At 37.8% G+C, this 24,126-nt stretch carries 21 protein-coding genes and 1 pseudogene; 6 read left to right on the plus strand and 16 right to left on the minus strand.

Features of this window, described 5'->3' with window-relative positions; genetic code table 11:
• Positions 1-22 precede the first annotated feature (22 nt).
• Positions 23-361: a hypothetical protein gene (locus tag MFLO_RS12430; protein WP_036098339.1), complete on the minus strand. Its 339-nt coding sequence runs from the start codon at positions 359-361 to the stop codon at positions 23-25.
• 490 nt (positions 362-851) lie between these two features.
• Here MFLO_RS12430 and modA point away from each other — a divergent pair, with 490 nt between their 5' ends.
• From modA to MFLO_RS12450, 4 genes and pseudogenes are all read left to right on the plus strand, one after another.
• Positions 852-1,643, plus strand: coding sequence for a molybdate ABC transporter substrate-binding protein (modA, locus tag MFLO_RS12435; RefSeq protein WP_036098340.1), 792 nt, complete (start codon positions 852-854; stop codon positions 1,641-1,643).
• A gap of 238 nt (positions 1,644-1,881) precedes the next feature.
• Positions 1,882-2,873: pseudogene (argF, locus tag MFLO_RS12440) on the plus strand (ornithine carbamoyltransferase).
• 247 nt (positions 2,874-3,120) lie between these two features.
• Positions 3,121-3,378, plus strand: a complete 258-nt coding sequence (locus MFLO_RS12445; RefSeq protein WP_036098341.1) for a hypothetical protein — start codon at positions 3,121-3,123, stop codon at positions 3,376-3,378.
• A gap of 206 nt (positions 3,379-3,584) precedes the next feature.
• On the plus strand, positions 3,585-4,016 hold the full coding sequence (locus MFLO_RS12450; RefSeq protein ID WP_036098343.1) for a hypothetical protein: 432 nt from the start codon (positions 3,585-3,587) through the stop codon (positions 4,014-4,016).
• Between the two features lie 524 nt (positions 4,017-4,540).
• On the opposite strand, the gene MFLO_RS12455 is transcribed toward MFLO_RS12450, so the two are convergent.
• From MFLO_RS12455 to MFLO_RS12515, 14 genes are all read right to left on the minus strand, one after another.
• Complete coding sequence (locus MFLO_RS12455; protein WP_051993659.1) at positions 4,541-5,419, minus strand: glycosyltransferase family 4 protein; 879 nt, start codon at positions 5,417-5,419, stop codon at positions 4,541-4,543.
• A gap of 192 nt (positions 5,420-5,611) precedes the next feature.
• On the minus strand, positions 5,612-6,394 hold the full coding sequence (locus MFLO_RS16595) for a lipopolysaccharide biosynthesis protein (RefSeq protein WP_241433658.1): 783 nt from the start codon (positions 6,392-6,394) through the stop codon (positions 5,612-5,614).
• Positions 6,395-6,413: 19 nt separating this feature from the next.
• Complete coding sequence (locus tag MFLO_RS16600; protein ID WP_241433659.1) at positions 6,414-7,028, minus strand: lipopolysaccharide biosynthesis protein; 615 nt, start codon at positions 7,026-7,028, stop codon at positions 6,414-6,416.
• A gap of 24 nt (positions 7,029-7,052) precedes the next feature.
• Positions 7,053-8,270 carry an O-antigen ligase family protein gene (locus MFLO_RS12465; protein ID WP_241433660.1) on the minus strand — a complete coding sequence of 406 codons (1,218 nt, stop codon included), beginning with the start codon at positions 8,268-8,270 and terminating at the stop codon, positions 7,053-7,055.
• A gap of 5 nt (positions 8,271-8,275) precedes the next feature.
• Complete coding sequence (locus tag MFLO_RS12470; RefSeq protein WP_036098344.1) at positions 8,276-8,785, minus strand: acyltransferase; 510 nt, start codon at positions 8,783-8,785, stop codon at positions 8,276-8,278.
• Positions 8,782-9,522: a WecB/TagA/CpsF family glycosyltransferase gene (locus MFLO_RS12475; RefSeq protein ID WP_036098345.1), complete on the minus strand. Its 741-nt coding sequence runs from the start codon at positions 9,520-9,522 to the stop codon at positions 8,782-8,784. Before MFLO_RS12475 ends, MFLO_RS12470 begins: the two co-directional genes overlap by 4 nt.
• Positions 9,522-10,112, minus strand: coding sequence for a sugar transferase (locus MFLO_RS12480; RefSeq protein ID WP_077913250.1), 591 nt, complete (start codon positions 10,110-10,112; stop codon positions 9,522-9,524). The genes MFLO_RS12475 and MFLO_RS12480 overlap by 1 nt, the downstream gene beginning before the upstream one ends.
• A 69-nt stretch (positions 10,113-10,181) precedes the next feature.
• Complete coding sequence (locus tag MFLO_RS12485) at positions 10,182-10,838, minus strand: CpsD/CapB family tyrosine-protein kinase (protein WP_036098346.1); 657 nt, start codon at positions 10,836-10,838, stop codon at positions 10,182-10,184.
• Positions 10,822-11,526: a YveK family protein gene (locus MFLO_RS12490; RefSeq protein ID WP_036098348.1), complete on the minus strand. Its 705-nt coding sequence runs from the start codon at positions 11,524-11,526 to the stop codon at positions 10,822-10,824. The genes MFLO_RS12485 and MFLO_RS12490 overlap by 17 nt, the downstream gene beginning before the upstream one ends.
• Entirely contained in the window at positions 11,496-12,824 is a 1,329-nt protein-coding gene (locus tag MFLO_RS12495) for a nucleotide sugar dehydrogenase (RefSeq protein WP_051993661.1), read from the minus strand. Before MFLO_RS12495 ends, MFLO_RS12490 begins: the two co-directional genes overlap by 31 nt.
• 14 nt (positions 12,825-12,838) lie before the next feature.
• On the minus strand, positions 12,839-13,321 hold the full coding sequence (locus tag MFLO_RS12500) for a DUF4352 domain-containing protein (protein ID WP_036098350.1): 483 nt from the start codon (positions 13,319-13,321) through the stop codon (positions 12,839-12,841).
• 72 nt (positions 13,322-13,393) lie between these two features.
• Positions 13,394-15,949: an immunoglobulin-like domain-containing protein gene (locus MFLO_RS12505; protein WP_036098351.1), complete on the minus strand. Its 2,556-nt coding sequence runs from the start codon at positions 15,947-15,949 to the stop codon at positions 13,394-13,396.
• A complete protein-coding gene (locus tag MFLO_RS12510) occupies positions 15,897-18,233 on the minus strand; it encodes a pectate lyase-like adhesive domain-containing protein (RefSeq protein WP_036098353.1) in 2,337 nt (778 codons plus the stop codon). Before MFLO_RS12510 ends, MFLO_RS12505 begins: the two co-directional genes overlap by 53 nt.
• A gap of 113 nt (positions 18,234-18,346) precedes the next feature.
• A complete protein-coding gene (locus MFLO_RS12515; protein ID WP_036098354.1) occupies positions 18,347-19,009 on the minus strand; it encodes a Crp/Fnr family transcriptional regulator in 663 nt (220 codons plus the stop codon).
• A gap of 410 nt (positions 19,010-19,419) precedes the next feature.
• On the opposite strand from MFLO_RS12515, the gene MFLO_RS12520 reads away from it, so the two are divergent.
• Together MFLO_RS12520 and MFLO_RS12525 are read left to right on the plus strand one after the other, a co-directional pair.
• On the plus strand, positions 19,420-20,886 hold the full coding sequence (locus MFLO_RS12520) for a helix-turn-helix domain-containing protein (RefSeq protein WP_149023052.1): 1,467 nt from the start codon (positions 19,420-19,422) through the stop codon (positions 20,884-20,886).
• 169 nt (positions 20,887-21,055) lie between these two features.
• Positions 21,056-21,367, plus strand: a complete 312-nt coding sequence (locus MFLO_RS12525) for a VOC family protein (protein ID WP_036098357.1) — start codon at positions 21,056-21,058, stop codon at positions 21,365-21,367.
• A 62-nt stretch (positions 21,368-21,429) separates the two neighbouring features.
• On the opposite strand, the gene MFLO_RS12530 is transcribed toward MFLO_RS12525, so the two are convergent.
• Positions 21,430-24,081 (minus strand): immunoglobulin-like domain-containing protein, encoded by a 2,652-nt coding sequence (locus MFLO_RS12530; protein WP_036098358.1) that lies wholly within the window; start codon positions 24,079-24,081, stop codon positions 21,430-21,432.
• Positions 24,082-24,126: the final 45 nt, after the last annotated feature.

Here is a 24,126-nt window from a genome sequence, read left to right on the forward strand (position 1 = left end):
GCCGCGAAAGGGGGTTTTTCAATTATGCTTCATTATTTTGCAACTGGGCTTCGGTTTGCCGATTCGCATAGAGCTTTCTTTGTAAACTGCTTCGCTCAACACCAAGCTGACCTTGGAGCGTTGCCAAACGTTTTTCAAGCTCACGAAGTTCTTCATCAGCACCATCAAAATGACTAGTATCTGCTCGACTAAAAAGATCCTTTTCTGCCTCTTCTTTTGCCACAGTAGCTTTTGCAAATTCTTCTTCCATCGCTTCCACCTGCTGTTCTGCATAGCTGACTTCAAGAAGTTGAGTTTCAAGCTCCAGGTTTACATGCTGGAGCTGTTCACGCATTTGCATGATTTTTTCTTCAGCTGTCATATCGCTTTTTCTCCTCCCTTCGCTGTTCTCTTGGCTGTCTGACTTTATTTCGAAAGAGCCCGTTAATCCGCTACTTTATTTATACGCGGCTTATTACTCTATCCGTTTTTGCGGCATTAATTATCCGCTTTACTAATATATTAAGTATAGCACCTGAAGCCTAAAACATCTGTGTCTTTTTTGTGAATTTTTCTGACAAATTCGTCCAATCTAAGACCGTTTTACTAGTCCATAGAACGCTTCTATTATTTAACACTCTCCATAAATCGCTTTATAGAGCAGTTTGACACCTTTTTTAGAAAAGGTAGAAAAAAGCCAAAACTGAACTCACTGAAGCATATCTCTGTGTTTTCACAAATTCAGTTCTATTTCCATTCGATATCCCTTGCAAATTCAATAGCACACAGAAAGATATAACAAAATTTCACTTACTAGCAAAAAATGATTTTATTACGTTACAATAGGAATATATAAAAAGGGGGCTATACAAATGAAGTTACGAAAATGGGGAGTTCTTGCGGTTGTTTTTTTGTTGACGATCCTAGCTGCATGCGGAAATAGTTCTAGCGAAAAAGCCGACAAGAAAACAAATGAAAAAGTAGACATACATATTTCTGCCGCGGCTAGCCTGAAAGATGCAATCGACGATATTAAACCACTTTATGAGAGAGCACATCCAAATACGAAGCTAACTTTTGATTTTGGCGGCTCTGGACAAATTAGAGCACGAGTGATGAGCGGATCTCCAATTGACGGCATTTTATTTGCAAGTGCCTCCGATATTAATCAGCTCGTTAAAGCCGATAAAGCATCAGGTAAAGCTGAATTCGCTCAAAACACATTGGTTTTGATTGAACCGGTGAACAGCGAAAATTCTACGAGCAATCTTGCCGATCGTTTGAAAGGTTATCAAAAATTTGCGCTTGGCAATCCTGATTCTGTCCCAGCTGGCAAGTATGGCAAGGAAACGCTTGAAAACTTAAAAGTCTATGATGCTATGAAAGATAAAATTGTTCTCGCATCTGATGTCCGTCAAGTCTTGTCTTATGTTTCAGCGGGAAATGCAGATGCTGGCTTTGTTTACAAAACGGATGCCCTTATCTCAGACAAAGTTAAGGTCGTAGAAACTGTTGCAGATGGTATTCATTCCCCGATCGGTTATTATTCTGGCGTGGTAACAGATACGGAGCACAAAAAACAAGTTCAAAGCTTCCTAAGTTTCATGCGTGAAGCAGGTGCACAAAAAGTGTTAAAGAAATACGGTTTTAAAGAAGGAAACTAATCCGTGATCAAACAAGCAGCTAGGAAAATCCTAGCTGCTTGTTTCACGTGAAACATCAGAAAATCTTTGCTAACATCGTTTGCGGAGATTCAGACTGTTACTCGAGCAGATGCTTTTTAATTTGTTGAGCCAACAAGCTTCATAAATTTCCAAGCCTCATGTTGAATATAATTCCAAAATAATGTATATTTATACTAAAATAAATTTCTTGTTCCTAACAGAAAGGAAGCGATGCAAAATGCCAATCAATCTACAAGGAAGAAGCTTTCTGAAGCTGCTGGATTTTACTCCTGAAGAAATTAAATATCTTGTTAACTTGTCGAAAGAATTCAAACGTTTAAAGTTAAGCCGTACTCCACATCGTTATTTAGAAGGCAAAAATATTGTACTGTTGTTTGAAAAAACCTCTACGAGAACGCGCTGTTCTTTTGAAGTTGCCGGAATGGATCTCGGCATGGGCGTCACTTATCTTGACCCCGGTTCTTCACAAATGGGGAAAAAGGAAAGTATCACAGACACTGCACGCGTTCTTGGACGTTATTATGACGGGATTGAATATCGTGGATTTTCCCAAGCACTCGTTGAAGAGCTCGCACAAGAAGCTGGCGTTCCCGTTTGGAATGGCCTAACAGACGACTTTCACCCGACGCAAATGATTGCTGACATGTTGACAGTGGAAGAACACTTCGGACATCTCAAAGGCCTGACCCTGACTTATATGGGCGACGCGCGCAATAATGTGGCCAATTCGCTAATGGTAGCCTGCGCCAAGCTTGGTCTTCACTTTAAGGCATGCGGACCAAAAGCCTCATGCCAAATCAGGCTCTCATTGAGCAGTGCGCACAAATTTGTAAGGCAACCGGAGCGAGCTTAACCTTCACGGATGACCCGGAAATCGGGGCTAAGGGTGCTGACATTATTTATACGGATATTTGGGTTTCGATGGGAGAATCGGATACAGTTTGGGCGGAACGAATCGAACTTTTAAAGCTGTATCAAGTGAATGAATTACTGATGGAGAAGGCGCATCCTAATGCCATCTTCATGCACTGCCTGCCTTCATTTCATAACCTTGAGACAACTGTCGCACAATCGATTCATCAAAAGTTTGGCTTAACTGAAATGGAAGTCAGCGATGCCGTTTTTAGTTCATCCCAGTCAAAAATATTTGACGAAGCAGAAAATCGGATGCACACCATTAAAGCGATTATGTATGCCACGCTTAAATAAAAAATATACTCCTATACCAAGCTGTCCTACTTATAAGCATTTTAAATGATCCTTTTCCATATCAACCTCACTGCCAACGGAGTCAATATAGCTTTTCAGAAAACTTGATTCACTCTATAGGTCTTAAGCAATTTTGATATAAAGCTGTTCAATTTTTTATGACTTTTAATTAAAGTTTGATTTTTATACCATAATAGAATACAATATTGATATTTAAAATACATAATTACATCAGGGAGGTATATTCATGAATATTCCATTTGCAAAAGTTGGCCAAGGCGATGATTCTTACTCAATTGGTGTAGTAGAACTGAGTAAGCATCCAGATTTAGAAAAAATAAAACAAGATTTGTGGTGTACTGAGTTAGGTTGCGAGTGTAGATTATTGTATTCAACATATTTATCTAGACCAATATTAAAAACATGGAAAAATCAGAATCATAGTGAAGATTGTATGTATTATTTTGAGAGAAATGAAGCAAAAAGAAAAAAGAGTTTATTCTGAAATGATACGTGGTAGTTTAAGTGCTAATGATAAAATGGCTAGATTAAAAAGAACTTTTCGCGAAGAAATTAAGCGACGGACAGAGCAAAATCAAGAAAAAAGCTCAAGTACTGAGACAAAGAAAAAAAAAGAAATTATCTTCAACAGTATCTGACAAGACACAACAACGAGAAAGTATCGGAGTAAATTTAGTTGCTGATGGAGAAGTGATAGAACAAGATGAGAGAGTTGTAACTCCGAGAGTGTTGAAAAGATATGGAAATCAATTTTCCGAAAAAGATGTAGGCAACATACGGCGGTTTGTTGGGGATATTATATCTGTAGATATTTCTGCACGAAGTCCGGTAATTAAAGGAAGGTCAAATGACAAAACAGTTGAAATAGTATTGGTTCCAGCATTTTTCTCCACAATGAATGACGTTAACAAAGAAATAATATTTGATGTCTTAAGTCTCATATCTCAGGTAAGCATTAATGAAGATTTATTATTGGTAGTGATGGGAGAAGTTCATAAGAATTCAAAATCTTCTTATTATGAATTACATTTATATGATCCCGATTCCATAGTAGTAGATGGCGTAAGCATTAGTTCCTTCAAAGCTCATTATACTGCTAAGAAATTCAGAGGCGAGAACTAATTATTTCTCCAAGACAAAGTTGACACTTTTCTATTCTTAATTTCTGTTCAACGAAGTGATGATGCTATAGAACATTGCTAGCTTACTCTGACTTTGATGTATTCAATTTATTCGTCTCTAGTAGTCATCTTGAAGTAAATCGTACTTAAATTGTTCTTTTTCAAACGAGCCAGCCATAGCTTTGACAAACGGGTAAATGATGCTGTTTTCCCAAACAAGCCCCGCCTACCAATTTTTTACAAATTCCATCTAGACATCACCCTTTCTTTTCCCAAAAAAACACGCCCATTTCTTAGCACAAAAAAACACGTCTTCTAATTCTTTGTCTTACACCAAAGAATTAGAAGACGCACTTATCTCAAACGAGCTTTTCATCCACTTCCCTACGCTTGTACTAACAAACAGGTTCAAAGGGGCAGAAAGCTAGTCTTTCTATCTTAGCCGGATTCGCGCCCCCCTAGTGTCGCATATTTTATTGTTTTTATCATAGTATGTGGTATAAGCTACAGATAATAGTATTTTGATCAAGCTTCAAGCTGACGAACAAGTCGCAACAACTGATTTTTCACGATATGAGTACTATAATTTTGAGCGGTTGTAATCGCATTTTCACCCAACTGTTTTCGTTCGGCAGGAGATAAAGAGAGAAACTGGTTCATCGCTTGGAATAGCGATGTTTTGTCCCCTTTACTGAACAAAAGGCCGTTATGATGCGGCTTGAGATAACCGCGAATACTTGGGATATCACTTCCGATTACTGGGGTTCCGCAGGCCATTGATTCAATTCCAACAAGTCCCAAACTTTCATTAAGCTCAGTCGGAAACAAAAAAACGTCAAAATCTTGATACCAGCTTGCAAGCTGTTCTTGCGGCAAAGCACTATAGGATTCGACTCGATCTCGTAAATCAAGCTTATCAATCAATTTCTCTTTTGCAAGCTCTTCTTGACCACTCCCGATCATTACAAGTTTCAGATTAGTTTCGCTTTGATTCCAACATAACTCTGCAAATGCACGCAGGGCTACGTCCCAACCTTTCCCCGGATCAATTCGCCCAACATAACCAAAAGTAATCGTCGTAGCATATCCTTTTGGGGTTGGATAAAACACACTTGTATCTACACCGCCTGATGGCGATACCCAAATTTTATTTTTATCGACGTGATATTTCTGGGCTACTGTATTCTTAAAAAAAGAAGACGGTACAACAATTTGATCTGCTTTACAAACAATTTCACTAACTTTATTCTGCAGTTTACGCTGGATCTTCGTTGTTGGAAAAACATCGCTGCCATGCAAGTTCACTACTAATTTGCGAGATGGTCTCAATTTTTTTGCTAGTAATACTGCCCATGCCGCATGTGAAGCGTAATGCAAGTAAAATAAATCAGATGCACCAAACAAGCCGCTGAAGATGATTTTGAAGTAAAAAAAAACTATACGATACTAACTTTTGCAGTACGCGGCTTGATTTTTTCATTACAATTTTATGAAGCACAAAGCCATTCTCTTTGAGTAATGCGGCTTGATTTTGCACAAAAATACCATATGCCGGATACTTTTTAGACGGATACATATTTGAAATAAGGAGGATTTTCATGGTTTCATTTCCTTTCGATTTTGAAAATAAGCCCAGCCTTTCTTAATAGCGGGAAAATAAATGAGGAGAAGTAGCAATAGAATGAGGCCGTTTATGATGCTAATCCAGAAAATATCGCGAATTATAACATTCAGCAAAGCTGTACCATAAAGTAGCAATGTAACAATCAAATGCCGTTTAACCGAAAAACCTTCCCAGACTCGCATCGAAAAATAAGTTCGTGTTAAAAAGAAAACAATGTACGCCGTTCCCGTAGCAATTGCAGCTCCAACAGCCCCGTATGCTGGAATCAAAAGCCAGTTTAAGCACACGGCTACAATCAAAGAAATCGCAGAGACAACAATATTGAAATAACTTTTTTTCTGAAAGACAATCCCAAGATGCGTTGTTTCGCTTACGGTCATCATAAGCGGATAAAAACAAAGGAATGGGAAAATATATTGTGTAGCTTGATAATCAGGCGAAAGAAGCATCACAATTATTCCTTTAAACAGCAACAGGGCTACAAAAGCAAATGCAATGAGACCCATTATCGCTTCGCTGACCACTTTAAAGTAGATTAGCGGCTTCCCAGTCTGGTACCATTTATACGCAGTAGGCACCCAAAAATTGGAAAAAGCTGTTTGGAAAACCAATAATGCACTAGCTATTTTAAAAGCTGCCATATACAATCCAAGTTGTGTAAAATCGCTTAAATAACGAAGAAACAGTTTGTCTATGACGATAAATAAGCTATAAAGAAACGTTGCGACAACAAGCGATAGAGCGAAAGGTGTCATTCGCTGTAACAAAAATGGGTCAATTTTTTTTAAAAGAAAAACATAAGAGTTTGAGATTTCTCAGCGTCAGTAAAAAATCGCCGAGCATCTGCCCGAAAATCATCGCATAGACAACGGTGACGAAATTTGTTGGGAATACTTGCAGGAAAAGAACTGTACAAACTAAAATACTCAACTTCACTAAAATGTTAAAAAATGAAAATTCAAATGCTTTATTTTCCATTCTTATAAATAAAAACAAAAAACGTTCAAAAATCATAAGAATAATTGAAGCAGCGATCGCCCACACTATTTTGTAGTAGCTGGCACTGCCAAACAGAAATACTGCAAGCGGATTAGCAAAGCCAACAAGCATCACGATGATGATCCCTGCTGCTACAAGCGGAATACTGATAGCCGTTGCAAACAATTTGTCGCTTCTCGGATAATCATAGAATTCTCGCGTCAGCGCCTGATCGTATCCCCAATAAATAATGCAGATCAAAAGCGTTTGAGCAAGCATAAACATACTTGTTTTCCCATATTCTTCCGGTGAAATAAAGAAGGTTACGACCGGAATGGTGATCAAATTTAACAGTGCAGCTCCAAAAGAACCGACCGCAAATCCCAAAAGGCGTTGAATTAAAGCTTTCAATATATTCACTCAAACTTTCTTTTTTTAAAAAATAGTGCCCCACAAACTAATCCAAAGAGCGTAGAAGATAGTGCCGAAAACATTACATGTCCTGCAAACAAGCCATAGAGTAGCAGTAAAAAAAAATAAGAGGCTATAAAGATTCTTTCGCCGCACTGCCCAGACAGCATAAAAGACAAGCACTAACAGCGAACAAAAGAGTCCCAAAAAACCAAGTGAAAAGAGAATATCAAATCCATCCATTTCCACTAAATCTCCGAACAGCCAATTTTTCTCGCGGTAATTAAAGCCGAATCCAAATAAATGTAAAGTGAGAGAACCTCCCTCTTCAAATTTTGAAAAAGCAGCATTTAAAAAATCACTTCTAGAGCTCGTAATTAAGCGGAGCAAATCCCCATTATAAAGCTGATAGAAATAACCGAGTCGGTTTAACGTTCCAGAAAACAGCTGTAATATAAGGTTTTTGTCATAAACTATAACCGCCGCAGCTAAACTAATAGAAACAAGAAAAAGTGTCATTTTAGCAGGAAGTGAGCCTAACTTACGAATGAATATCATATAAAAAATCAAGCAAATACTTAGTAAAATTCCATAAATAATTCCTGTTTTTGTTCCAAGGATAAACAAGCCGACTAAGATTCCTGCATATAACAGCAGCCAGCCTAAAAATCCCCAAATACTCGTGTGCCGCTCTTTCACTAAACAGACTCCCGTAAATGTAGCAGCTGTAATGAAGGCCACTGTTGTATCATTGTTAGCAAAGAAAAAGCCTTTAAATCCAACATTAGATCCTGCATAGGTTTGATTGCCAACCCCTAAAAAATAAGGAATTAAAAGCCCCGCCGCAAAGAGCACACTGATAATTAAGAAAAGAGTTTTAAAATCTTGAAGACTGTAAAAATTTCTGCACTGATAGATGTAATAGGGTATTAAAATCCACATAAAAAACTTGATGAGTATCATGAAATCATACATAAAGGTTTGATAACTATTTTCGAGAATAAAGACATGAAAAAGTAGTGCCAAAAAACCTGTAAAAATTGCTATGGCTGTTAAAATCGTAATGATCTGCTTTGGAAAGCCATGCTTAAAAATAGCAAGGATTAAAAAAACAAGACTAACCGCACGATAAAGTATCCCAATTGGAAATGCGAGTCCAGCTGAAAGAGCAAAACCGTTTAAAACATCAATCAATGGAAAACTAGCAAATAAGAAGAAAAATATCTTTTTCTCTGCACCCATTCGCTTTACCGCTCCTTCTTGATTACTTTTGCTGGAACACCGCCAATAATACTGTAAGGAGGAAAAGTTCCAGCTGTAACAACCGCTCCCGCAGCCACAACACATCCCGACGGAATATCTGCTCCTGGCAAAATAATAACTCGTGTACCAATCCAAACATCATTGCCAATATAAACCGGCGCCGTTTTCGTACCACTATCAATAATTTTTTCAAAACCGTTCACACTATGATTTTCCGTTAAAATAATGACTTCCGGCGCCATCAAGACGTCTGAACCAATTCGAACCTCCGCTTTAGCGACAATTCTAGAACGATCTCCAACCCCCGTATTCGCTCCTAAATAAATATTTTCCGGTTGTACAAACTGTATTTTGGGTCGCAAGTTAACATTTTTTCCTGTTTTACCTAAAAATCTTTGTGCCACTTTATTCTTTACTTGTTTCATCCATTTCCCAATCCACAAACGGCTCGGCATAGGCAGCACGTTCAAAATACTAAATAGAAGCTTACTCATCTTTTCAACCTCACTCTTTCTTTCAGAACTTTCCAAATAAAATAACTATTACTAAGCAGATAGCGCTTGAACATTCGCCGCGGTTCTTGTAAAAAGCGATAAAACCACTCCAAACCGACTTTTTGCATCCACCGAGGTGCCCGCTTCGTCTTTCCGGCCACAACGTCAAAACTCCCTCCGACGCCCATTATAAACGGCACCCCCATCGTTTCTTTGTACTGATCAATAAAAAATTCTTTTTGCGGGCTGGAAAAACCCACAAACAAAATATCCGCTTGACTCGCTCGAATCTGCTTTGCAATTTTAACAGCTTCGCCATCCGAAAAATAACCATTCCGATAGCCGGCCACCTGTAGTGTCGGATACTGCGCCTGCTGTTTTGCCGCCACACGTTGTACAACGGCATCTGTAGCGCCTAAATAGAATACCCGATAGCCTCGCTTCGCTGCTAATTTAACCACATTTAAAAATAACTCAATTCCCGTTACCCGCTCTGGAACCTTCTGACCTAAAAACCTGCCAGCTAAAACAATCGATGAGCCATCTGCACTGACAATTTCCGCCTGATTCACTATCCTTTGAAGCCTTTCATTATGATCGATCAAGTACACCTTAGAAGCATTAAGTGAAACGTGTTGAACGATCTTACCTTCTTCAATATATTTTGCAATCACTTGAAGCGTCTCCGCCATCGTGAGTACATCTAACTGACTTCCTAAAAACTTAATTCGACTCATTAGTATCCATTTCGTGACACCAGCAAAATCAAAACTGTTTTCAGCATTATTTTGAAATCGAGCAGCAGGCAGGACTGATTAATATAAGTTAAATCTAAATCCACCATTTCTTCAAAACTCAAGTCATTTCGCCCGCTTACCTGCCAAAGCCCAGTACAGCCAGGAATTGCATTAAGTCTTAATTTCTCGTAGCTGGTATAAGTTGCAACTTCACGAGGAAGAGGCGGCCGTGGACCTACTAGCGTCATTTCTCCTTTCAAAACATTGATTAATTGCGGCAGTTCATCAATACTTGTTTTCCTGAGAAAACTGCCAAATTTTGTAACCCGTGGATCTTTTTTTATTTTAAACATTGCGCCATCCATTTCATTTTGATCAAGCAGACTTTGCAAATCATTCTCCGCGTTCATCTTCATTGTTCGAAATTTATACATTGTAAATGGTTTTTCATTTTTTCCAATTCGCTTTTGTGCGAAAAAAACCGTACCGCGAGGTTCAGAAATTTTAATGATACATGAAGTAAGCAGAAAAACAGGCAATAAAACGATCAATCCGACAGAAGCAAATACAACATCACAAACACGCTTGATACGTTTATATTTTCTTTTTTTTTAGCAAAAGATGCCTGATAACGCAATCCTTCCATTAATCTCTCTCCTTTAATAAACATATTGATCTCGATTCTTGATACCGTTTAACACGCAGCCGACAATTGGTGTTTCAGCAAGCTGCATTTGTTTCAGTGCCAGTTTCGCACTCTCTCGAAGTGTCTTTGCCGCACGACAAACTAAAATAACACCATCTGCTTCTGAGGCAAGTACAAGCGCGTCTGAAACAATCGTTGCTGGTGGAGTATCAATAACAATTTGATCAAACTGTTCAGCTGCTTCTCTCAGCACAAGTTTCATTGCATTTGTTCCGAGTAGCTCATTTGGGTTTGGCGGCCTAGTTCCGCTTGCCAGAACAAACAAATGATCTATCTCCGTTTTTCGAATGCCTTCCTTCAAACTAACTTCTTGCGTCAGTACAGCAGATAACCCGTCTACCGGTCCGCCTAGAAAAGTTCGATGAACAGTTGGCTTGCGCAAATCAGCATCGATTAGAAGTGTTCTTTTTCCTTGCTGAGCAAACGAAATGGCTAAATTTGCCGATATCGTCGATTTGCCGCTTCCAGCTTCAGGAGATGTGATCAGCAGTACTTTTAATTCACGTTTATCCACTTTAAAAAAAGAAATATTAGTACGAATGGTACGAATTTGTTCGGCAACAACAGAATCCGGATTCGTAAAAGTAATGGGTTTAGTTCTTTTTGCCATTTTTTACCTCTCCTTTCATGTTCATCTCTGATACGACACCAAGTAGCGGAATATCTAAACAGTTTTGAATATCTTCCGCATCCTTGATTGAACGATCAAAGATCAGTCGAATAATCATAATGATAAAGCCGATAATAAGACCTAAAAAGAAAGATGCTATCAATAAAATCATTTTTTTCGGTTTAATAGGTGCCTGATTCGGCATTGTTTTTGCATAAGATAAAATCGTAACATTGTTAATTTTCATAATGTTAGGTATCTGTTTTTTGAAAACTTCTGCCGTTTGATTCGCAATTAGGACAGCTTGTTTTGGATCAGCGTCTTGCGCTGTAATCGTAATCACTTGAGAATCTGCATTTGTATCTACTTCAACAGAATCCGATAATCCCTGAAGCGTATAGCGATTTCCAAGTTTTGCTTTGACTTCCCCAAGAATCCGAGGACTTAAAATAATTGTTTTATACGTGTTGACTAGTTGTAAATTAGCTTGCACACTTTGTGCTTCAAGCGATGTTTCCCGTTCTGACTGATTGACTAAGATTTGCGCTCCACCCTTATAAATAGGCGTCGCAAACCAAAATAAGTAAATAACCATGATACAAACCGCAGCTGTTGTTGAAAAAAGAATGACCCATTTATTCTTCTTTACGCCAGAGATTAATTTGGATAAACTGATAACTTCTTCCATTGTTCCTCCCGATTTTTCTTTTTAAAAATTTGCTGAGCATTCAGCTTGCCAAACTTCGATAAGTCGCCTAAATTCAGACATTCTGCATCCTCAGGAACCTTCTGCACAACTCCTTTTGTATCGAGTATCACTTGCTCTGTCATCCCTACTAAATCCCCGCTGTCAAAACTTTCATACTCGCTATGATCCGTTAAGACGAGCAGCAATTCACTATCACGCACCGCTTCAGCCAGATCCTGTTCTATCCAATCAAACTGATGCACATGCGGATCATGCACAGCGACCTGATAAAAATCCTGCAACTGCTTCAAGATAATCAAAGCCGGGCTTTCTCGAATATCATCCACATTGCCTTTATAAGTAATCCCACAAATCGTAATTTTGCATCCCAACTTTCCGCTGAGCAGTTCACGAACCTTAGAAACAATAAAAGCCGGCATGGATTGATTGACCTTGCGAGCCGTTTGAATAAGTGGAGAACGTTCTGGTGCTTTAGCCGCAATGAAGTACGGATCTACCGCAAGACAATGTCCGCCAACACCTGGACCTGGATCAAGCAAATGAACACGTGGATGCTGATTCGCCATTTCGATAACATCCATTGCTTGGATATCGAGAGTATCACAAATTTTGACAAGCTCATTCGAAAGTGCGATATTCACATCTCGGTAGGTATTTTCCATCAACTTTGCCATTTCCGCTGTTGCCGCCTTCGTTCCCATCAAATGCCCTTCGACAAAAGTCTGATAAACTTCAATTCCTTTTTGCGTGCACGCTTCTGTTACACCGCCGATAATCCGATTGTTGTGCTTTAATTCATGCAAAATCTGACCCGGCAAAACCCGCTCCGGACAATGCACTAGAAAGACATCCTCGCCTATCGTAAAACCAGCTTGCTCAATGAGCGGTGCAATCTCATTTTCCGTTGCCTTTGGTTCAATTGTTGATTCAACAATGACCGTATTTCCCGTTTCAAGTAGCGGCAAAATACTTCCTAGCGCTTCAATTACGAGAGACAAATCACAGCTTTTACTAGCATTATTCAAATTTGGAGTTGGGACAGACAAAATAAAAACATCTGCCTTTTCTGGAATTGTACGCGCTTTGAAGTTACCGCTGTTAACCGCTTCTTGCAAAGCTTCTTCTAAGCCCGGCTCCTCAATGTGCAGCATCCCGCGATTCAACTTTTGAACAACATCTTGCTTAACATCCACCCCAACAACCATTTGATCGTGATTTGCAAACATCACCGCAGTTGGAAGGCCGATGTAGCCTAAGCCAATCACTTCAATTTTCAATTTCATCCTCCTCATTATTCACTTTTTTGGGGTAAAGTAAGAGTCCACTTGCTCAATTCTTTCGCTTTTGTTTTACTATTTTTGACCACAACAGGCTTGTAAACTAGTTCCAACTTTTTACTAGCATCCTTATCAATAGAAAAAATCACACTGCCTTCAGCAGATTTATCTACCGCAACCTCTGTCCCAATATTGTTGGCAGTCGGCTCCACGTGATACTCTTTCTTCGCCTTTTTGTCTTTCAGAATAAAATCGCCGCCGCCAATTCCGAACTTTGAATTGGAATGATTTGTCACCTTCATGTTAACGCGCAGCATGTCATGGCGCCCTTTCCCGTCCTCAGTTCGTTTTACATTCTTGATTTTCATATCAACATTCTTCACAGTTTTAGTCGCATAAGTCGGCTTTTCATCCGCTTTATTAGGGTCATCAATGGAACAAGCCCCTAGCGAAAAAACAAGTACAACGAGTATCAAAGCAAACATCCGTTTTTTCATTTTGATCTTCCTTCCTTTATTGATAGTTGGATTGTCTTGGGAGAAGTCCATCCCCCAAGACAATCACTATCGTTATTTAATCGTAACGCCTTTTGTATCGACTGATTGATTTGATGCCGTATATGCTACAACTTCCACCCGATCAGTATTCGATGTAATTTTATCTTTTGCATAGTATTTAAAGTTTCCACCTGCTTGTACAGCAACTGCCATATACTCTTTGCCATTTACTTTCAGCGCAACTTTGGCAACTTTACCTGCATAAATTCCACTGATCCAGCTGTCTTTTCCAACCGTATAGACATTCACACTAATTGACCCAGTTTCATCTTGGCCTGCTGCTTTTAGCGGTACCGCTTTTTCACTTAGCAATGCTCCTTTTTCGTCAAAAAGAAGTACAGAAACTTGATCCGTTGCTTTAGAAATTTTATCTTTTGCATAATATTGGAACGTGTTATTTACGCCAACATTTACAGGAGAATAACTTGTACCATTTACCTTGATCGAAATTTGTTTAGCATTACCGCTATAAGTTCCTTTGATAAATCCATCCGTACCAATTACAAAATTGTTTACTGTTTCAATTTTACTGCTTTCTTTTTCTCCAGTAACAATCACAACAACTTTTGTATCAACTAATTGACCTGTACTGCTATAAGCAAGCACTTTTACATCATCAGAAGCCGCTTTAATCTTATCTTTTGCATAATATTGGAACTGAGAATCATTTACAACATTCACTGCCGTATAGATTTTTCCATTCACTTCCAAAGCAATTGTTTTTACATCACCTACATAAATCCCTTTAACAAAACCGTCTTTTCCTATAGTGAAATCACTTGGTGTGATCTTGCCTAGCTCTGTATGAGAAGCTGATACCTTAACTGTTTTAGTATCAACTAAGTTTCCTGCTCCATCATAAGCATAAACTTTCACAACATCTGTTGTATTCTTAATCTTATCTTTCGCATAATACTGGAAGTGTGTAGCGTCAGTAACGTTTACTGACATATATTTCGTTCCGTTCACTTCTAGCGCTACTTGTTTTACATTACCAACAACTGTTCCAGTGACAAAACTATCATTTGCCATATAATACTCATTTGGAGTAATACTTCCGCCACCTTCATGCGAAGCCACAATTTTAACCGACTTAGTATCAGCAAGTGCACCTGCCGCATTATAGCCTAAAACTTTAACATCATCAGAAACACTCTTAATCTTATCTTTCGCATAGTATTGAAAATGTGATGAATCTGCTACATTCACTGGTGCATATGCTTTTCCGTTAACTTGAAGCGCAATTGTTTTAATACTTCCAGTGAAGGTTCCTGATACGAAACTGTCATCAGCAAGCGAGTATTCCGCAGGCGTAAGATTTCCTTTCATATCACTAGCATCTGTAAGTGGCACTTGAACCCGTGAAATTTCTTTTCCTTCTGAGTTATAGCCCACTAATTCAACTTTATCAGTTTTAGCTTTGATCTTATCTTTCGCATAATACTGCAAACTACCGTTGCTTCCAACTGGCACACGACCATATTCTTTGCCATTTACAAAGATACCAATTTTACTTACAGCACCTGTGTAACTACCTTTAACGTAAGCATCCATACCAACTACAAATGGATCTGCTTTTACAGTACCTTTAAGAACTGAACCATCCACAATGTTTACTTTCACAGTTTGCAAGACTTTACCATTGCTGCTGTAACCAATCATCTTAGCATCGTCAGTTAGTGCTAAAATTTTATCTTTCGCATAGTATTGGAAAACGCCGTCTTTCACATTGACCATTTGATATGATTTACCGTTTACCATTAAGTTTACTTTTGTAATATCACCCGTAAAGCTTCCATTTAGCCAGTTATCATAGCCCAAATAGAATGTGTTAACCGCGATAGAGCCGTTTAAGCTTTCTACTGTAACTTGAATTGTTTTCGTTACAACATTGCCATCTTTATCCGTTACTGAATATGTGACATGATAAGTTCCAGCCAAGTTTGTATTAACGTCGTTGCTTACAACTTTGATTTGACTTGTCAAATTACCATCTTCGCTATCCGTTGCAGTTACGCCATCTAGAGGATTAAAAGTATCCCCAATTTGAAGTGTTTTATCATTTGCTGTAATAACAGGTTTATGATTAGAGCCAACTGTTACTGTTTTTGGTGTGCTTTCTTTTCCATTAGTTCCAGTTTGTGTTACATCTATTTTTTGTCCTTCTTGTTGTGCTGGGATTTTAATTGTAAAATCTCCGTTAGAATCTGCTTTACCTGTTACTTTAGATCCATTAGGTAAAGTAACGGTTACGTCATTTCCAGGTTCTGCTTTACCCGTTACTTGAGTATCGCCAGCTTTAATAGTGTTTACTGCAGGAGCATCAGGAACTCTTAGATCTTCCTGAATTTTTGTGCGTACACGGATACTATCTGTTAGACCGTTTGTTTGTTGTGCATAAACAAATTGATCTTTCTTCAAAATTACGCCCGAAGGAACATCAAGTGACCATTTCCCATCAGCATTTACTGTTGTTTGAGCAGTTGTTCCATCTGGGAAAGTTACAATGATAGTATCATCTGCAATCCCAGTACCACTGACTTTTTTTATTGCTCGTATAGATTTCATCAACTGTTGGAGCTGCTACACTAGCTTCTGCCACAGTAGAAACCCGTGAATAGTTAAATAAGTCGAAACCAGCAATATTTTGACCAGCTGGGGAACCGCTATAATAATCTACGACTGTATCGCCCACTTTATAAGAAAGCGGAATAGTCACTAGATTAACATCTTCCCAATTACTCGTTGGTGTTTTTGACCAGTCTGATTCGTGACCCCATGCATAGATTTGTGGCATATTGTTGATCTGAACTCTCGACCGGTAAGCATCGTTATCATTTAAACGTCCTCTAATAATATGTCCTTTTTTAGAACGATTTCCTTGTCTAAAATCAAAGTAGCGAACTCCGTTTAATACCAATTTGGAGTTATCCCCTCCAGTTAAATCAAACACCTTCTCAGATTGATTGGATAATGTCTCTACATAAATTTTAGAATCTTTTTCAAATGTTACAATACCATTCGCTTGAATCGCTGGATTATTACCATTACCTGATGCAGCACGTACATTGAAGATAGATTCAGGTTGAACATTTACTGAACCGGTTGTTTGAACCCCAATATTAGTAGCATCAATCTTGATGTTAGACCCCTTTTTACCAAGCAAATTTGAAGAGAAGCCTCCATCTTGGAAAATACCTAATGTAGCATTGACATGGAGATTTGATTTTTCTCCAACTAAAATATCAGAAGCATAATTAGAACTAAAACCTCTATCCGTTAGTGCAGTTACATTAATATTATTATTTGCCCCAAAAATAGTGTCACTTACTGTATCAATTCCGATACTGGAATTAGATTTCACATCAAGATTGACATTTGAATCTGTTTGTAATCCATTGCCTGATGTATTTCTCAATGAAATACCTTGATTATAAGAAACTATTTTCGCCTCTGTTGATTTACCCAATGTTAAACCACCAGCCGATACACCTTGTCCCGATGAACTATTTAAGTTCAAAGCTGCTTCACTGCCGACATCAACTTGAGCTACACCATCCGCATAGATTGAATTGGATTTAGATGTGATATCAACGTTCGTATTATCCCCAAAAGAAACCGGTCCATTTGACCATATTCCATTGTTAGTTGCTGATTTAATTATGATATCAGCTTTTTCAGATGCCGGTTTTTCTTGATTAGAAATCGTACCAAACCGTACACCAGAATTACCTGTTCTAATACCAATATTGTAAGTTTCAAGACTCACACTAGTTCGATCTCCAAAACTCACCTGACCATCCGTGTAGATCCCAAAATTCGTGTTACTCTTAAAGTTTATATTAGAATCTTGACCTACCGAAATGTATCCTCTATTTCTTGAGTTTAATGCTGTACCATCACCTGTTGCTTTGAGGTATACCTTATCACCAATCTTAATATTACCAGCGACATCAATGCCGTTACCAATATCTCCAGAAGCAAGAGTAAGATTAGAACCATTATTTATCCGAATCGAATTTGCTCGAATCGAACCGTATTTTGAAGTAGAAGCCACATTTACATTTTCCCCAAAAACAAGATCACTTGTATTGGCATCAAATGCATAGCCTCTACTGGAGGACATATTAATTGATGCGTTATTTCCAACTTCTGCTATACCCTTATTATTGATTACAATCGCACTATTTGTTGCTTCTAAACGCTCAATTGAAGCATCATCTTCAATTCTAAGTTTTGATACTTGAATTGCATTATTTTGTGTACTGACAAATTGGTTGCTTGCACCAGCAACAGACATGCTGAGTGCTCCGTCCCCGCCAATTACATATCCACGTATTTGGACATTATCAATAATGTTTAATGTTGGTGATGTTGAACCATTGAAACCTGTAAAAATTGGATTTGATCCATTATTTGTCATAACCACATCTTTTAAATCAATAATAGATGTTGATTTCATCCGGATTTTATAAGTAGATTGACTAATTGTATAGCCATTCCCTTCAATCCTTACATTTTTATTTACAATCACATCGCTAGTAACATTGATATCACCTGTTAAAACAATATAATTTGTTAAGCCGTCCTCTAAAGCAGCCTTTAACTGTGGAAATGTTGAAACCTCAGTTTTAATCTTTGTTGCTCCATCCGGAAGAGCTAAGTCTGCCGGTTGCACATTAAAAGGTTTTTCTGTATTTACTGCTTTGTTAACATCTGTATTTGCTGCTTTAGGTAGTGCTTCAGATGCTAGAGCATTGACTGGTAAAACGGCCGCAAACTGACCGCAGACAATCATTGCAGCTAGTGCTGTTTTTAGCCCCTTGCTCGTGTTCTTGTGTTTGTTACTCACTTTTTATTCCTTCCCTTCTTACATCTGATAGTTTTCTCTACTTTATCCTTTCTATAAATTAAGGTTTTTTTACGGGATACCTTTAAACCCATATTCTCAGATTGATCCGATAGTCAAATTTCACAAACCATTTCACCTAATTTTTCTTCATCAAAGATCATACCTGACTTTCTTCTTTGTATTATTTTCTTATTCTCCCAATTATTTAAAACAATCGTTATACTTGCAGGGCTTGCTCGTAATCCCTCAGCCAGCATATATTGTTTAATACTGCTTGGTATGGTAATTACACCATCTTTACTTGTCGAAAGAATCTTCCCCCAATTAATAATTAGATAGGCTAGTCTATTTTCCAAATTTATATTAACCATTTCATACAAGTCGCTTAAATGCTTATATCTTTCAGTCTGCTCTAAGAAAATCTCAGAAAAAAGTGTCGGGTGTACATAAAAATGATTTAAAAAGTACTCTCGATCAACCCTAAAAACTTTACACTCATTGACCGCGGTCAACAGCCATTTTTTAATGTACATATTCGGATTGTGTTCGTACAAGCCAATTAGAAAATTCACCCCTATTAAATCAATAACCGTGTATTTATGTTGTCCCGCTTGAACTTTCAACAACGCATTTCCTTCCATCAAGATGTATACACATTCGCCATTAAATGTGATATCTTCTCCGGGTGTATATATTTCTTCTGTCGTATATTGAGCTGCTAAACCTGGTTCTTGGGTGAGAAAATATCTCCACTCAGGATAACTTTCTACATACACTCGCCTCACCTCCTTTATTAGTTTAACCCAATTATTTTGTTCGAAAATCATGGACAATAAAAAATTCTGTTCAATATAAGTCTTTTTTGTGAACTTTACTATTAATTTGATTGTATAAATCCAATTAATATCATTTGATCAATTCATTTCATAAAATTTTATTCATATTCATCACACTAAGATGTTACTATTTCATCTTAAAACACCTGCAAAACTATTGTTTTTTTCTTTTTTTTCTTTTTTTTGGAAAAAAAAAAAGCAAATCGCTCAAAAATAAAATTCCCGTATAAAAAAGGTATTATTGTAGTACAAAAAGAGCATTTTTCGGGAAAAAATATTTATTCGTTCACTTTTCCGACACATTTTATGTTATATTGAGGAGAAATATGTAACAGGCAAAGGTGATTGATTTGGAATTTATTGATTTACTAAATAATAAGGATAGAAGAATGCTAATCTTGCTGCACGAGCTGGTAAAAAACGGTTCAATCAGTATAGATGAACTATTAGCAAGAATATCCGTAACAAAGAAAACGCTTTTGAAAACAGTGGATGAACTTAATCAGTTTGATCTTACCGACTCGAACAAATCGATTATTCATATTGATAAAAACAGAATATACATCCTTGAGAACTTAAATCCAGCACTGCTCGTCCTATATAAAAAAGTTGTTCATCACTCTATTCCTTCTATAATTTTGACAAAGCTTTTTCATATGGAAACACCTTCCATTAACCAGCTAGCAGAAGAATGTGCCAGCAGTTCCGTTATCATCTATAAACAGATTAAAGCCTTAAATCGTTTTTTAGAGCTTTATGACATACAAATTAAACTTTCGCCGCTTCGCTTATCAGGAAGTGAGGAGCAAATCCGGTTTTTTTACAAACATTTCTTTTGGTACATTTTCCATGGAATTGATTGGCCTTTTAAAAATGTGACCGAGAGTGAGCTAACAAATTTGATCCAACTACAAGCGCCTTTTTTAATCCCTCCTAAATCAAACACGATCAAAGAAAGTATTCTTTTTGACATTGCGATCATCCTTTCTCGCAGGAGAAACCAACAATTTATCTCCAGACAAATTACCTATTATCCTGATAGCCCGCTAAACAAAGTCATTTATTCTGCTGGATCATTCCAAAATATCGATTCTCCAAAAACGTATCACTTCTTAGAGAAGTCCTATTCAATGGCATTACTTGAAACCGATTCACCAGTTAGTGACGAGCCCAGCCTTATGCAAGAAATGCTGTTTTTTTATCAGCAAGAAGACAGCACTTTTTACCGGATGATGATGACATTAATGGAAATTTTTAGAGAAAAACTAACAAAGAACGACTTTCAAAAAATCGATATTATTCCGTTTAAAATGAAGATTATCCGGCTATTCTTTCGCATTTTTTACTTTAAAGGAGAGAAAAATTCTTTATTTCCTTTTTTAAACGAAGAAGAAACTGAAAATAGCTTTTTGACCCATTTACTTGAGTTTTCTATTGTACGCTTGCTACATTCTTTTCCAGAACTAGATAAAAATGCTCAAATTCTTTATACTCGCCTAAAAACTTTGTTATCTAGCAACCTTTCTTTCACAAGCTACCTTCCTACAGTAACGATCTTGCTTGATATTGACACCGAACCGCTCCGCGAGCATATCAGTCATCAAATTCAATCTCTTGATTACAATTGTATTTTTTTAGATCATCCCAGTATTTCTGCAGAATGTGATTTACTGATTTCGAACTCCATTTTACCGAGTATTGAATGCGATGAAGCTTTTATCTTCTCTCATAAAAAACTGACAAATTATGACTGTACTTTACTTAATCAAAGATTAGCTCAGATAACTAAAACCAAAATAGACAATATTCAGATGTAGCAACCCCCTAAGCTTGCATTACGTTATGTTTTGACACTCCTATTTAGCGATGCTATATTTTTTGTAGATTCTTCAAAATAAAGGTAAAGGTAAAGGATTTGATCAAATTGATTAAAAAAATAGAAGTCATGTTATATGTAAACAATGTCGAAAAAATTGCTAACTTTTTTTGAAAAAAACCTTTGAAGCAAACCGCGCGGCTGAACAAGAAATGCCTGATGGATCGCTGATGATCAAACTGGATCTTGCAAATCAATTTGCCCTTTGTCTCTTTAATCAAGACTTCATCAAGAAATTTTCGCCCGAAGTATCACTTGAGACCCCATCAATTATGCTTTTTTCGACAGAGATTGAAAAACTTCACGCTAAGATTTCTGAGCAAGGCTTTTTCATCAGTCCGATTTCTGATGAACATGGTCAAAAAGGCTTTAACTTTGCTGACCCGGAAGGACATTATTTCGCAGTGAGTGAAGCAGAATAAATTGGCAAACAAAAAAAAGGCCGACTGAAACTACCCGTCGACCTTTTTTTGATTTTAAATTTTTATTTTAATGTTACTGCAACTCGCACCTGTTCAAAGTATCCTCGGTCCACACCGATTACTTCTACTTTATCACTTGGACTCTTAACAAATTGCGAGATCGTAGCGAACTGATAGCTGCCATCTTCCATAGAAGCTTGTGCAACTACTTTTCCATTTACTGAAAGACGGACTTTAGCAATATCTTTCCCGTATGTTCCGCTTAGCTCCGAATCAGTCAGCGCATAATCATTCGTTGTAAGACTATAATCTTGATCTCCTGGTTGAATCGCTACTGCTTGGCGTGCAATTTCTGCTCCGGAAGCGTCACGACCAACTAATTCTAATTTATCGTTAGCACTTAAAACCCATGGTTCCACATAGATCTTTACAACTCCGCCGCTTTTCACAGCTACTTCATTACGTTCCTTTCCATTTACGAATAACGCAACTTTTTCAATACTCTCACCATGCGTTCCTGTAAAATAAACGTCGCCAAAAGTATAGGAGTCAACCGTTAACTGATTAGCGAATTTTACTGTTTCACGTGTTTGCTCATGAAATCCTTTGTCAACTCCGATGACTTCTACTTTATCATTAAAACTTATAATGGAAAGATTGGCATTTGCAAATGTAAATGACCCATTATCTGTCAAAGCTTGCGCAATCACCTTGCCGTTTACTGCAAGACGAACGCGTGCCACATCTTGCCCGTATGTTCCTGTAAGTTCTTTAGCACCTAGTGCATAAGGATTGATATTCAGCGTATAATCCACTTTACCAGGATCTATAGTAACCGTTTGACGTGTAACTTCTTTACCGGATGCATCGCGACCAACAATTTCTACTTTGTCATTGGCACTTAAAACCCACGGATCTACATAGATTTTATAACTTCCGCCATCTTTCACAGCTACTTCATTCTTTTCTTTTCCGTTTACAAGTACAGCTACTTTTTCAATACTTTTCCCATGCATTCCCGTAACATGCAAGTCTCCAAAAGTGAAAGGATCAATCGTCATTTTATTAGCAAAATCAATCGTGATACGCGCTTGCTCATAGAATCCTTTATCAATACCGATGACTTCTACTTTATCATTTTGACTAACGATATAGGAGCCAGCATTGGCGAATGTGAAAGCGCCGTTTGCTACTGTAGCTTGTGCGACCACTTTACCATTAACAGCCAAGCGGACACGTGCCAAGTCTTCCCCGTATGTCCCTGTTAATTCCTGTGTTCCAAAGTTATAAGCTTCTGCTGTAAGTGTATAATCCATATCTCCTGCTTGGACTTTTACAACTTCACGTGCCACTTCTGTCCCTGTTGCATCGCGACCAACAATTTCTACTTTATCACTCGGACTTAAAATCCATGGATCACTATATAAGATGTAATTTCCTCCATCTTTAACTTTCACTTCATTTTTTTCTTTTCCATTAACAAACAATGCCACTTTTTCAATACTTGAACCGTGTTTTCCGATCAAGTGAGTATCTCCAAACGTGAATGGGTCAATCGATAATTTATTAGAAAACTCTACAGTTGTACGCGCTTGTTCAAAATATCCCTTATCCGCTCCGATAATCTCTACTTTATCATTAACACTCGAAATAAATGCTCCTGCATTAGCAAATGTAAAGATACCATTTTCTACGACTGCTTGAGCAACTACCTTATCATTGACTGAAAGACGAACACGTGCTAAATCTTTCCCATATGTTCCTGTTAGCGCCGTATCGCCAAAGGCATATGAGTCCGCAACCAGTGCATAATCCATATCTCCTGCTTGAATTGGCACTTCAATGCGAATGATTTCTGTACCAGATGCGTCACGACCAACAACTTCTGCTTTGTCATTTGGACTCAAAATCCACGGATCTACGTACAGAATATAATTTCCGCCTACTTTGACTTTTACTTCATTTTTTTCTTTTCCATTAACAAATAAAGCAACTTTCTCAACATTTACACCATGTTTCCCTACAAAATGAGTATCTCCATAAGTAAACGGATCTGCTGTTAATTTATTGGCAAACTCTACAGTGATACGTGCTTGTTCAAAAAAGCCTTTATCCACACCAATAAGCTCAACTTGATCATTTACGCTCGAAACAAATGAAGATATATTTGCTAAAGTGAAAACCCCATCTTCAACTGCAGCTTGTCCTACGACCTTTCCGTTCACTGCTAAACGAACACGATCTAAGTCTGATCCATATGTACCTGTTAATGTTTGATCTCCGTATGAGAATGTATCTGCTTGCAGAGCATAATCCATATTCTCTGCACGAATTGCAGCTGCTTTCCGAGCTACCTCAAGACCGTTTTCATCGCGACCTGCGATTTCAATTTTATCACTTGGACTTAAAATCCAAGGTTTGGCATAAATTTCAAAAAGGCCGCCATCTTTTACAGCTACGGCATTTCGTTCCTTTCCATTTACAAAAAGCACAACGGTCTTGATATTTGCACCGTTAGTTCCTTTAAAGTGCACATCTCCAAAATTGTAAGCATTTACAGACAATGAACTGTCGAGTGGTATAGCAGCAACCTTCTGCAGTTCATTCGGTTGATATGGAACAGATGCTTTTGCAGTAGTTGCGGGTAATAAAGAACCGCAAATTAAAGCGCTTACTAAAACGAATCCCAAAACTTTATTTTTCTTCTTATTCATTTTGTCGCCCCTTTTCTTTTAATATTACTCTCTTTTCTAGTATAC

It is taken from the genome of Listeria floridensis FSL S10-1187 (assembly GCF_000525875.1).
In the GTDB taxonomy this organism is placed as follows: Bacteria; Bacillota; Bacilli; order Lactobacillales; family Listeriaceae; genus Listeria; species Listeria floridensis.

What these genes read in the sequence shown, in the direction of transcription:
- MFLO_RS12490 (WP_036098348.1), bottom strand. Translation starts at nt 11,526, where the DNA reads ATGGAAGAAGTTATCAGTTTATCCAAATTAATCTCTGGCGTAAAGAAG.
- MFLO_RS12430 (WP_036098339.1), bottom strand. Translation starts at nt 361, where the DNA reads ATGACAGCTGAAGAAAAAATCATGCAAATGCGTGAACAGCTCCAGCAT.
- modA (WP_036098340.1), top strand. Translation starts at nt 852, where the DNA reads ATGAAGTTACGAAAATGGGGAGTTCTTGCGGTTGTTTTTTTGTTGACG.
- MFLO_RS16595 (WP_241433658.1), bottom strand. Translation starts at nt 6,394, where the DNA reads ATGACACCTTTCGCTCTATCGCTTGTTGTCGCAACGTTTCTTTATAGC.
- MFLO_RS12500 (WP_036098350.1), bottom strand. Translation starts at nt 13,321, where the DNA reads ATGAAAAAACGGATGTTTGCTTTGATACTCGTTGTACTTGTTTTTTCG.
- MFLO_RS12485 (WP_036098346.1), bottom strand. Translation starts at nt 10,838, where the DNA reads ATGGCAAAAAGAACTAAACCCATTACTTTTACGAATCCGGATTCTGTT.
- MFLO_RS12465 (WP_241433660.1), bottom strand. Translation starts at nt 8,270, where the DNA reads ATGGGTGCAGAGAAAAAGATATTTTTCTTCTTATTTGCTAGTTTTCCA.
- MFLO_RS12445 (WP_036098341.1), top strand. Translation starts at nt 3,121, where the DNA reads ATGAATATTCCATTTGCAAAAGTTGGCCAAGGCGATGATTCTTACTCA.
- MFLO_RS12470 (WP_036098344.1), bottom strand. Translation starts at nt 8,785, where the DNA reads ATGAGTAAGCTTCTATTTAGTATTTTGAACGTGCTGCCTATGCCGAGC.
- MFLO_RS12505 (WP_036098351.1), bottom strand. Translation starts at nt 15,949, where the DNA reads ATGAAATCTATACGAGCAATAAAAAAAGTCAGTGGTACTGGGATTGCA.
- MFLO_RS12475 (WP_036098345.1), bottom strand. Translation starts at nt 9,522, where the DNA reads ATGAGTCGAATTAAGTTTTTAGGAAGTCAGTTAGATGTACTCACGATG.
- MFLO_RS12530 (WP_036098358.1), bottom strand. Translation starts at nt 24,081, where the DNA reads ATGAATAAGAAGAAAAATAAAGTTTTGGGATTCGTTTTAGTAAGCGCT.